This is a genomic window from Deinococcus malanensis, from assembly GCF_014647655.1.
Lineage (GTDB): Bacteria > Deinococcota > Deinococci > Deinococcales > Deinococcaceae > Deinococcus > Deinococcus malanensis.
Genome location: NZ_BMPP01000016.1, coordinates 106,578 through 107,266 on the forward strand (window position 1 = coordinate 106,578; position 689 = coordinate 107,266).

Here is a 689-nt window from a genome sequence, read left to right on the forward strand (position 1 = left end):
GGGGTCAGACTTAAAGAGTAGCTGGGGTCAGTTTGACCCATATAGGCAACCCATCACATAACATCTGACTGAGCATCCGAAATTCACTGGAATGCACAAGGTGAAAGCGTCCTGACGGTTTACATTCGCGTACCCAGTTGCTCCACCTCCAAGAGCCTCCGCACCTCAGGGGTAACCTTTGGGGGTACGGGGGGTCTATTCCTACCCTGTACCCCTTTCTTTTTTCACCGCCAATTTTTGCTCAGAGGACCGCTTAACCGAACACTTGATGCTTGCTTAAGCTCCTGGTCGGCGCACGATGCGGCGGAGGCGATATTCGGCCCTGTATTCGCTGGGGCGTTCTCCTACTACCGAGATGCCGTAATGGGCAAAGCGGGTTGCATGATGATGAGCCGCAAGATGATCTTGGGACGCGAGCACGTGTTGCAGTTCGCTCCATCCTCGATCATCAGTTTTTTTGGGAACACGCCAACGAGTGCCGATGACACGCATGGGTTCGCCGCAGTGTGGGCATCGCGCACCATCTGCCCGACTCACGGCGCGGTGCACCAAACAGACTGACGTCTGATGGTAGGTCGAAGACTGACTGAGGTTGTGCCGGTTTTGCGTACTTCAAGTTAAGCGGCGGCTGGCTGTCTGGCAAGATGGTGGGCTTCGAACTCGGCAGGGCTGAGATACCCAAGGGTCGA